Source organism: Streptomyces sp. NPDC029216 (genome assembly GCF_040648015.1).
Lineage (GTDB): Bacteria > Actinomycetota > Actinomycetes > Streptomycetales > Streptomycetaceae > Streptomyces.
The window spans coordinates 37,789-48,288 of sequence record NZ_JBEZWL010000053.1; the positions used below are offsets into that span (position 1 = coordinate 37,789).

At 72.8% G+C, this 10,500-nt stretch carries 7 protein-coding genes; all 7 read left to right on the forward strand.

The window, feature by feature from the left end; all coding sequences use genetic code 11:
- The first annotated feature begins 425 nt into the window (after nt 1-425).
- Complete coding sequence (locus tag AB0F18_RS20175) at nt 426-1,763, forward strand: sugar ABC transporter substrate-binding protein (protein WP_362062503.1); 1,338 nt, start codon at nt 426-428, stop codon at nt 1,761-1,763.
- On the forward strand, nt 1,760-2,662 hold the full coding sequence (locus tag AB0F18_RS20180) for a sugar ABC transporter permease (protein WP_362062506.1): 903 nt from the start codon (nt 1,760-1,762) through the stop codon (nt 2,660-2,662). The genes AB0F18_RS20175 and AB0F18_RS20180 overlap by 4 nt, the downstream gene beginning before the upstream one ends.
- Complete coding sequence (locus tag AB0F18_RS20185) at nt 2,659-3,480, forward strand: carbohydrate ABC transporter permease (RefSeq protein WP_362062508.1); 822 nt, start codon at nt 2,659-2,661, stop codon at nt 3,478-3,480. Before AB0F18_RS20180 ends, AB0F18_RS20185 begins: the two co-directional genes overlap by 4 nt.
- 52 nt (nt 3,481-3,532) lie before the next feature.
- Nucleotides 3,533-6,556: a glycoside hydrolase family 38 C-terminal domain-containing protein gene (locus AB0F18_RS20190; RefSeq protein WP_362062511.1), complete on the forward strand. Its 3,024-nt coding sequence runs from the start codon at nt 3,533-3,535 to the stop codon at nt 6,554-6,556.
- A 165-nt stretch (nt 6,557-6,721) separates the two neighbouring features.
- Nucleotides 6,722-8,737 (forward strand): NADPH-dependent 2,4-dienoyl-CoA reductase, encoded by a 2,016-nt coding sequence (locus tag AB0F18_RS20195; RefSeq protein ID WP_362062514.1) that lies wholly within the window; start codon nt 6,722-6,724, stop codon nt 8,735-8,737.
- A gap of 64 nt (nt 8,738-8,801) precedes the next feature.
- A complete protein-coding gene (locus tag AB0F18_RS20200) occupies nt 8,802-9,215 on the forward strand; it encodes a PaaI family thioesterase (protein ID WP_362062517.1) in 414 nt (137 codons plus the stop codon).
- A gap of 4 nt (nt 9,216-9,219) precedes the next feature.
- Nucleotides 9,220-10,500, forward strand: a 1,281-nt coding sequence (locus AB0F18_RS20205) for an MFS transporter (RefSeq protein ID WP_362062520.1), incomplete at its 3' end; no start/stop codon positions are given.

Genomic DNA, 10,500 nt, shown 5'->3' on the forward strand with positions numbered 1-10,500 from the left:
AAAACCCATGATCCGTTCGGGTCGGTCGCCGGGGAACCCTTGCCCGCCGCCCGCCGCGCGTGCTATCGCCAGGCCCGTCCGGCCCGGCGCCCCGCGTTGCGGTAAACCGCATTAGTGCACGCCCGCCCATTCACCGGCCGGGCCTTGCGGCGCACCGTCGACAAGTGGTCAAACCCCGACGGGGATTCACCGCGGCGGCCTCCGCGGCGGCCCTGGGGCGAGGGCCCGTACTAAAGCGCATCAGTACAGGTGGAAGGCGCGGGGAGGGAATGCTTTCCGGTCGTTCCCGGTTCTGTTTTCCGGCCCCGGAAGAGGGCCGCGTCGGCCATCGGGATTCCGGCCGCATTGACGCGCCCGGCGCTTGCGTACAGCCTGGGGCACCGCCCTCCGGCGCCGGAGCCGGAACTCCCACGAAGGCGGCGACGATGACCCGTTCCCACCTGACCCGTACGGCCGTCGCCACCGCGGTGGCCGCCGGACTCCTTACCCTCTCCGCCTGCGGTCTCGGCGGCAGCGGCCAGAGCGGGGGCGAGACGCGCAGGACCGGGAAGGCGGCCGGGGAGATCACCTTCCGGACCCTCCAGCTGAAGCCCGTGTACACCGCCTACGTCCAGGGGGTCATCGACTCCTTCGAGCGCAAGTACCCGGAGGTGAAGGTGAAGTGGGAGGACGTGCCCGGCGACGGCTACAACGAGAAGCTCGTCGCCGACGCCCAGGCCGGGGCCCTGCCCGACGTGGTCAACCTCTCCACCGACTCCTTCCAGCTCCTCGCCGACCGCGGCCTGCTCGCCGACGTCGCGGCACTCGGCGGGGCGGACGCCAAGGAGTACGTCCCCGGCGCCTGGGAGCAGTTCAAGCTGCCCGGCAGGGGCGACGGGGTCTACGCCTACCCCTGGTACGTGACCCCCGAGATCCTCACCTACAACAAGGACCTCTTCGCCGAGTCCGGCCTCGACCCGGACCGGCCGCCCACCACCGTCGAGCAGTTCTTCGACTACGCGGACCGGATCGCCGCCCGCTCCGGCGGCCGGTACGCGGCCTTCATGGCCGACCCCAAGGGGCGGCTGCCCGGGGACTGGCAGAAGATGGGCGTCCCCCTCCTGAACGAGGCCAAGGACCGGTTCACCTTCGACACCGACAAGGCCGTCGCCTGGGCCGAACGCATGAAGGACCTGTACGCCAAGGGGGCCATGCCCAAGGAGTCCCTCCTGAAGGCCGACGACATCAACCAGCTCTACGGAGGCGGCAGACTCGTCTTCGGGCCCGGCTCCCCGGGCTTCGTCAAGGACATCAAGGCGAACGCCCCGCAGGTCTACCAGCGCACCCGGGTGGCCGGCGCCGTCACCGGCACCCTCGGCCACATCGGCATCTACGCCCAGTCCCTCGGGATCCGGAAGGACACCGCGCACCCGGACGCGGCCGCCGAGTTCGCCACATGGGTCACCAACGGCCCCAACCAGGTGGAGTTCTCCCGGCGGGCCACCATCTATCCCTCCAACGCCCAGGGCCTGGCCGACCCGCGCTTCGCCGACCGGGGCGACGGCAAGGACGCCGAGACCCTGGCCCGCGCGATCGGCGCCGAGCAGCTGAAGACGGCCGCGCTCGACGCCAACACCCCCGTCCAGTGGACCAGTCAGGTCGGCGACGCGGTGGCGCGCGAGATGCAGAAGGCCATCAAGGGCGAGGAGGACCCCCGGACGGCCGTGCGCAGGGCCCAGGAGGAGGCCAACCGGCTGCTGGCCGCATCAGCGGGCAAGAGGTGACGTTCCCGGAGGCCGGAGGGGGGCTGCCGCACCGCAGGTGGTGGAGCCCGTACCTGTTCCTCGCCCCCGGCCTGGCCGCGGTCCTGCTCTTCAGCCTCTGGCCGTTCGTCAACACCGTCGTCCTGTCCCTCACCGACGCCCGGATCCTCGACGGCGGGAGCTTCACCGGTCTCGCGAACTACCGCCGGGCCCTGGCCGACCCCGACTTCTGGCTGGCGGCCGCCAACAGCGTCCTGTACCTGCTGGTCGTCGTGCCCTGCCTGGTCGTGCTGCCGCTGGCGCTGGCCGTCCTGGTCCGGCGGGAGGTACCCGGCATCGGCCTCTTCCGGTCCGCCTTCTACACGCCGGTGATCGCCTCCGCCGTGGTCGTCGGCCTGATCTGGCAGTGGCTGCTGCGCAGCGACGGAGCGGTGAACGCGGTCCTGGTGCGGCTGCGCCTGGTCGCCGAGCCGGTGCCCTTCCTCACCGACAGCACGATGTTGCTGGTCTCCGCGATGATCGTCACGGTGTGGAAGGGCCTGGGCTACTACATGGTCTTCTACCTGGCCGCCCTGGGGAACGTGCCGGCCGCGCTGTACGAGGCCGCCGCCCTCGACGGGGCCGGGCCGCTGCGCCGGTTCGTGAGCATCACCGTCCCGTCCGTGAAGCCGATGATGCTGTTGGTCGGGACGCTGTCGGCGATCTCGGCCCTGCGGGTGTTCACCGAGATCTACATCCTCGGCGGGGAGAGCGGCGGCCCCGGCGGCGGCGCCCGCACCCTGCCGTTCCTGATCCGGCAGGTGGGACTGGGCTTCGCCGGCGAGACCGGCTACGCCTCCGCCCTCTCCCTGCTGCTGTTCCTGGTGACGCTGGCCTTCAGCCTGCTGGGCCGGCGGCTGGCGAAGGGCGACGGGGCGTGAGGGGGCGCCGGGCCGGGCTCGCCGCCCGCTACCTGACGCTGTGCCTGGTCCTCGTGGTGACGACCGGCCCGATCGTCTGGCAGTTCCTGACCTCGCTGCGCGGGCGCGACGAGAACGTGTACGAGGGCGTCCTGCCCGCCCGTCCCACCCTGGACAACTACGCCCGGGTCGCCGAGTCCTTCCCGCTCCTGCCGTACGTGGCCAACACCCTCGTCGTCGCGGCCCTCGCCGTCGCCTCCAACCTGCTGTTCGCGGCGATGGGCGGGTACGCCCTGTCCCGGGAGGGCTGGAAGGGCCGCAGGACGGTGTTCACCGTGCTGACCGCCACCCTGATGTTCCCCTTCGAGTCCGTGATGATCTCGATGTTCCTCACGGTCCGCGGGATGGGCCTGGTCGACACCCTCGTCGGCGTGTGGCTGCCCGGGGCGGTCTCCGTCCTCAACATCATGATCATGCGGGCGGCGTTCCTCGCCGTCCCCAGGGAGCTGGAGGAGGCCGCGGTGCTCGACGGGGCGAACGAGTGGAAGCGTTTCACCCGCGTCTTCGTCCCGTCGGCCCGGGGTGCCCTGGCCGTGGTGTGCATCACCAGCTTCATGGGAGCCTGGGACGACTTCCTGTGGCCCCTGATCGTCCTGACCGACAGCGAGCACTACACCCTCCAGCTCGGCCTCAAGAGCCTGGCCGGCGCCACCACCGTCAACGACCAGCGGCTGATCGCGGCCGGGGCGATGGCCGCCCTGCTGCCGATGATGCTGCTCTTCCTCGCCCTCCAGCGCTTCTTCTTCCGGGGCGTGGGCGAGGGAGCCGTCAAGGTCTGACCCGCCCCCACCCGCTCTGCCCCGCATCGACCCCTCCCCTGGAGCCGCCGTCATGCACGACGACCGCAGCATCACCGAGCACCGCCTCCGCCGGGTCCTGGGCGAACGCATCAGGCCCGCCGTCCGCTCGCGTCCGGTCCCGCTCACCGTCGAACGCTGGGACGCCCCCGGCGAACCCGTCCCCGTCGCCGAGGCACTGGCCGCCCCCTACACGCCCTGCGCGCCCGGCGACGCCTGGGGACCGGCCTGGGGCACCACCTGGTTCCGCGTCACCGGCGCCGTACCCGCCGACTGGGCGGGCCGCACCGTCGAGGCCGTCCTCGACCTCGGTTTCGACCGGATGATGCCCGGCTTCCAGTGCGAGGGCCTGGTCCACCGGGCCGACGGGTCCGAGATCAAGGCCCTCAACCCGTTCAACGACTGGGTACGGGTGGCCGACCGGGCGGCCGGCGGCGAGACGGTCGAGTGGTACGTGGAGGCCGCCGCCAACCCCGTCCTGGTCGAGCACCGCCCCACCACCGAGGGGGACCGGCTGACCAGCGGCGACCGGCCCCTCTACCGGCTGGCCAGGATGGAGCTGACCGTCTTCGAGACCGAGGTCTGGGAACTCGTACAGGACCTCGACGTCCTCGAAGGACTGATGGACCAGCTCGCCGAGGACGACGCCCGCCGCCACACGATCCTGCACGCCGTGAGCTCCGCCCTCGACGAGGTGGACCTCGACGACGTCGCCGGCACGGCCGCCGCCGCCCGCGCCCGCCTCACCGGCGTGCTCGCCGCCCCCGCGCACGCCTCCGCACACCGGATCAGCGCCGTCGGGCACGCCCACATCGACTCGGCCTGGCTCTGGCCGCTGCGCGAGACGGTCCGCAAGGTGTCCCGGACCGCCTCCAACATGGTCGCCCTGATGGACGAGCACCCCGAGTTCGTCTTCGCCATGTCCCAGGCGCAGCAGCTCGACTGGATCAAGACCCACCGCCCGGAGCTCTTCGAACGGGTCAAGAAGAAGATCGCGGACGGGCAGTTCGTTCCGGTCGGCGGCATGTGGGTGGAGTCCGACACCAACATGGTCGGCGGCGAGGCCATGGTCCGCCAGTTCCTCTACGGCAAGAAGTTCTTCCTCGACGAGTTCGGCATCGACACCAAGGGGGTGTGGCTGCCCGACTCCTTCGGCTACACCGCCGCGCTGCCGCAGATCGTCCGCCTCGCGGGCAACCAGTGGTTCCTCACCCAGAAGATCTGCTGGTCCCAGACCAACCGGTTCCCGCACCACACCTTCTGGTGGGAGGGCATCGACGGCACCCGCGTGTTCACCCACTTCCCGCCCGTCGACACCTACAACAGCGACCTCGGCGGCGCCCAGCTGGCGCACGCGGCCCGCAACTACCGTGAGAAGGGCCGGGGTTCGCGCTCCCTGGTGCCCTTCGGCTGGGGCGACGGCGGCGGCGGACCCACCCGCGAACAGCTGGCCCGGGCCCGCCGGCAGCGGGACCTCGAAGGCTCCCCGCGCGTGGAGATCGAGCGCCCCGACGCCTTCTTCGACAAGGCCCGCGCCGAGTACGAGGACGCCCCCGTCTGGGCCGGCGAGCTGTACCTCGAACTGCACCGCGGCACCTACACCTCCCAGGCCAAGACCAAACAGGGAAACCGCCGCAGCGAGTCGCTGCTGCGCGAGGCCGAGCTGTGGGCGGCGACGGCCGCCGTCCGCGTCCCCGGCTTCGCCTACCCGTACGAGGACCTGGAGCGCCTCTGGAAGACCGTCCTGCTCCACCAGTTCCACGACATCCTGCCCGGCTCCTCCATCGCCTGGGTGCACCGCGAGGCCCGCGAGACGTACGCGCGGGTACGGGCGGAGCTGCGCGCCCTCACCCTGGCCGCGCAGACCGCCCTGGCGGGGGAGGGCGCGGAGGAACTCGTCTTCAACTGCGCCCCGCACGCCCGGCGCGGGATCCCGGCCGGCGGGGCGGACCGCCCGGCCCCGGCCGAGCAGCCCGTCACGGTGGAGGAACGGCACGGCGGCGGGCACGTCCTGGCCAACGGGCGGCTGCTGGTGGAGGTCGACGGGCGCGGCCTGATCGTCTCCGCCTACGACCTGGAGCACGGCCGGGAGGCCCTCGCCCCGGGCGCCGCCGCCAACCTGCTCCAGATCCACCCCGACTTCCCGAACATGTGGGACGCCTGGGACGTCGAGGCCTTCTACCGCAACAAGGTCACCGACCTCACCGGCCTGGACGCCCTGGAGGTCACCGCGAGCGGGCCCGAGGCCTGCACCGTCACCGTCACCCGCTCCTTCGGCTCCTCCGCCGTCTCCCAGGCGATCACCCTGCGGGCCGGGGCCAAGACCGTGGACCTCGTCACCGAGGTGGACTGGCACGAGACGGAGAAGTTCCTCAAGGCCGCCTTCCCCCTCGACGTGAAGGCCGAACGGACCGCCTCCGAGACCCAGTTCGGCCACGTCCACCGCGCCACCCACACCAACACCTCCTGGGAGGCCGCTCAGTTCGAGATCTGTGCCCACCGCTGGATCCACGCGGAAGAGCCCGGCTGGGGCGTGGCCCTCCTCAACGACTCCACCTACGGGCACGACGTCACCCGCGACGTCCGCCCCGACGGCGGCCAGACCACCACCGTCCGGCTCTCCCTGCTGCGCGCCCCGCGCTATCCGGACCCGGAGACCGACCAGGGCCGCCACACCCTGCGCTGCGCGCTCGCCCCCGGCGCGACGGTCGGGGACGCGGTCCGCGAGGGCCACGCCCTGAACCTGCCCGAGCGCCTCCTGCGCGGCGCGGGCCCGGTCGCTCCGCTGCTGGCCGTCGACAACGACGCGGTCGTCGTCGAGTCGGTCAAACTCGCCGAGGACCGTGGCGGCGACGTGGTCGTCCGGATCTACGAATCCCGCGGTGGCCGCGCCCGGGCCATCCTCACCCCCGGCTTCCCCGTCCAGGCGGCCACCGAGACCGACCTCCTGGAGCGCCCCCTGCCCCCCACGGCCGTCGGGGCACCGACCCCGTCGGGGGCGGTCCCGCTCAACCTCCGCCCGTTCCAGATCCTCACCGTCCGCCTCCGCCGCCCCTGACGGGCGCCGCCGGCCCCGTTCGCGACTGCCCGTCCCGCCCTCCGGTACGCGCCGGAGGGCGGTGCGGGCCGTGACAGTCGCCACAGCTGTTTTGCACCTAGTTGCAAAACCGTCTCCCGCTCCCTTACAACAGGGACAGGACACCGCGCGAGGAGACACGCACCCATGAGCCCGTACCCGCACCTGCTGAGCCCCCTGGACCTCGGCTTCACCAGCCTGCCGAACCGCGTGATCATGGGCTCGATGCACACCGGCCTGGAGGAGCACCAGGGCGGCTTCGAGCGCCTCGCCGCCTTCTACGCCGAGCGCGCCAAGGGCGGCGCCGGCCTGATCGTCACCGGCGGCATCGCCCCCAACGACGCCGGGCGCCCCTTCGAGGGCGGCTCCCGCCTCACCACCGAGGAGGAGGCCGCCGAGCACCGGGTGATCACCGACGCGGTGCACGCCGAGGGCGGGAAGATCGCGATGCAGATCCTCCACTTCGGCCGCTACGCCTACCACAAGGACCTCGTCGCCCCCAGCGCGATCCAGGCCCCCATCAGCCCCTTCGTCCCGAACGAGCTCAGCGACGCCGAGGTCGAGAGCACCGTCGAGGACTTCGTCCGCGCCGCCCGCCTCGCCAAGCTCGCCGGCTACGACGGCGTCGAGATCATGGGCTCCGAGGGCTACCTGATCAACGAGTTCATCGCCGCCGCCACCAACCGGCGCACCGACCGCTGGGGCGGCGCGTACGAGAACCGCGTGCGCTTCCCGCTGGAGATCGTCCGCCGCACCCGCGCCGCCGTCGGTGAGGACTTCATCCTGATCTACCGGCTGTCCATGCTGGACCTGATCCCCGGCGGCTCCACCCTCGACGAGGTCGTCCACCTCGCCAAGGAGATCGAGGCCGCCGGCGCCACCATCATCAACACCGGCATCGGCTGGCACGAGGCCCGCATCCCCACCATCGCCACCTCCGTCCCGCGCGGCGCCTACACCTGGGTCACGCAGAAGCTCATGGGCGCGGTCTCCGTCCCGCTCGTCACCAGCAACCGCATCAACACCCCCGAGAAGGCCGAGGAGATCCTCGCCGACGGCCGCGCCGACCTGGTCTCGCTCGCCCGCCCCTTCCTCGCGGACGCCGAGTTCGTCGCCAAGGCCGCCGCCGGCCGCCCGGAGACCGTCAACACCTGCATCGGCTGCAACCAGGCCTGCCTCGACCACACCTTCAGCGGCAAGATCACCAGCTGCCTGGTCAACCCGCGCGCCTGCCACGAGACCGAACTCGTCCTGTCCCCGACCCGGACGAAGAAGCGCGTCGCCGTCGTCGGCGCCGGCCCGGCCGGTCTGGCCTGCGCGGTCTCCGCCGCCGAACGGGGCCACGCCGTCACCCTCTTCGAGGCCTCCGGGCACATCGGCGGCCAGCTCGACATCGCCCGTCGCATCCCCGGCAAGGAGGAGTTCGAGGAGACGATCCGCTACTTCGGCACCCAGCTCGAAGCCCGCGGCGTCGACCTGCGCCTGAACACCCCCGCCGACGTGGACACCCTGCGCGGCTACGACGAGGTCGTCGTCGCCACCGGCGTCACCCCGCGCACCCCCGCCATCGAGGGCGTGGACCGGGACAACGTCGTCAGCTACCTCGACGTGCTGCGCGACGGCGCCCCCGTCGGCGAGCGCGTCGCCGTCGTCGGCGCCGGCGGCATCGGCTTCGACGTCGCCGAGTTCCTCACCGACAGCGGCGAGGGCGCCTCCCAGGACCCGGCCGTCTACTTCCGGCACTGGGGCGTCGACACCGCGTACGCCGGCCCCGGCGGCCTCACCGCCCCCGAGCGGCCCGCGACCCCGCGCCGGGTCACCCTCCTCCAGCGCAAGACCACCAAGGTCGGCGCCGGCCTCGGCACCACCACCGGCTGGATCCACCGCGCGGAACTCAAGCACCGCGGGGTCGTCTCCGTCGCCGGCGCCACCTACGAGCGGATCGACGACGAGGGCCTGCACATCACCGTCGACGGCGAACCGCGCCTGGTCCCCGCCGACACGGTCGTCCTGTGCACCGGCCAGGAGCCCCGCCGCGACCTGTACGAGGCGCTGCGCGCCGAGGGCATCGAGGCGCACCTGATCGGCGGGGCCGACGTGGCCGCCGAACTCGACGCCAAGCGCGCCATCCGCCAGGGCACGGAGATCGCCGCCACCCTCTGAGCCCCTGCGTCCTGCGGTGGAAAGGGAGTTGTGGCGGCCCGGCCGGGGCCGCCACAATCTCCGGGTGACGCTGACACCCGCAGACGCCGGCAAGATCCTCACCGACAACTTCGCCCCCTGGGTGCTCGCCCTCGGCCTCACCGTCGAGGAGACCGGCGAGCGGCACGCCGTCCTGCGGCTGCCCTGGTCCGAGTCCCTGGCCCGCGACGGCGGCGGCCTGTCCGGCCAGGCCCTGATGGCCGCCGCCGACACAGCCACCGTCATCGCGATCTCCGCCGCGCGCGGGGCGTACGGCCCGATGACCACCGTCCAGCAGTCGACGAGCTTCCAGCGGCCGGTGCTCGGCACGGACGTGCTGATCGCGGTCCGGGTCACCAAACTGGGCAAGCGGATGGCCTTCGCCGACGTCACCATGACCCCGGACGGCGCCCAGGAGCCCGCCGCGACGGCCTCCACCGTGTACGCCCTGCTGGGCTGAACGGGTGCGGGCCGCCTCACCCTCCCTCTGGCGCAACCGGGACTTCACCGTCTTCTGGCTGGGGCAGGCCCTGTCGGTCGTGGGCGGCTCGCTCTCGCTGGTGGCGCTGCCCCTGCTCGTCCTCGCCGCCACCGGTTCCCTCGTCCGGATGGGCCTGATCACCGTCGTCTCCGGGGTCACCGGCATCCTCACCGGGCTGTTCGCCGGCCATGTGGTGGACCGCTCGGACCGGCGGCGGCTGATGGTCGCCTGCGATCTGCTGCGGGCCGTGCTGCTCGGTGCCGTCCCGCTGGTCTGGCTGACGGCCGGGCCGCGGATGTGGGTGCTGTACGTGCTGACCGCGCTGGTCACCGTCCTGAAGACGGTCTTCGACGTGGCGTACGTGACCGCCGTGCCGCAGCTGGTGGGGCCCGGGGAACTCACCGCCGCCAACGGGCGGCTGATGGGCACCTTCGCCCTCGGGACCCTGGCCGGGCCGGTGGCCGCCGGGTTCATCACCGCCGGGCCGGGCGGCGAATGGGCCCTGGGGGTGGACGGGGCGACCTTCCTGGTCTCGGCGGTGAGCCTGCGCTGGGTGACCTTCGGACGCCATGCGCCGCCGGACGCGGTCCCCGCGCCGGCGCCCGCCTCCGCCCCCGGGGCCGGACGGCTGCGCGAGGTCTTCGTCGTGGGTTTCCGCTTCCTGTGGGGGCACGCGCTGCTGCGCCCCCTGACCGTCCTGCTCACCCTGCTGACCTTCGTCACCATGGGGGCCACCGACCTGCTGATCTACCGGGTCCGGGAGGACCTCGGGCAGGACGCCGCCACCCTCGGCTATGTGATCGCCGTCAGCGGCGCGGGCGTCGTCGCCGCGGCCCTCGCGGCCGGCCGGCTGCGGCGGGCCCTCGGCTTCGGGGCCTGCTGGCTGGGCTCCGTCGGGCTGGTCGGGGTGGCGGTGGCGGGCATCGGCCTCAGCCGCAGCGTGCCCGTGATCGCCGTGCTGGCCGCCGTGTTCATGTTCGGGCTGACCCTCGGCGGGGTCACCTCGATGACCCTGCGCCAGGAGGTGACCCCGGACGCGCTGCTCGGCCGGGTCACCTCCGCGTTCTGGACGGTCCACAACGCCGCGGGCCCCGTGGGCGCCGCCGTCCTGACCGTGCTGGGCGCCCGGTACGGGGTGCCGGCGGCCAGCGTGGCGGGCGGGGCACTGTGCCTGCTGATCCTGCTGGCGGGCCTGGCGACCCCGCTGCGCGGCGCCCGTCAGCCGGCCGCGGCGGGAGCGCGGAGCGCGGCCCCGCCCCGGCGC

Coding starts and splice junctions, on each gene's coding strand:
- AB0F18_RS20175 (WP_362062503.1), top strand. CDS start 426: ATGACCCGTTCCCACCTGACCCGTACGGCCGTCGCCACCGCGGTGGCC.
- AB0F18_RS20190 (WP_362062511.1), top strand. CDS start 3,533: ATGCACGACGACCGCAGCATCACCGAGCACCGCCTCCGCCGGGTCCTG.
- AB0F18_RS20195 (WP_362062514.1), top strand. CDS start 6,722: ATGAGCCCGTACCCGCACCTGCTGAGCCCCCTGGACCTCGGCTTCACC.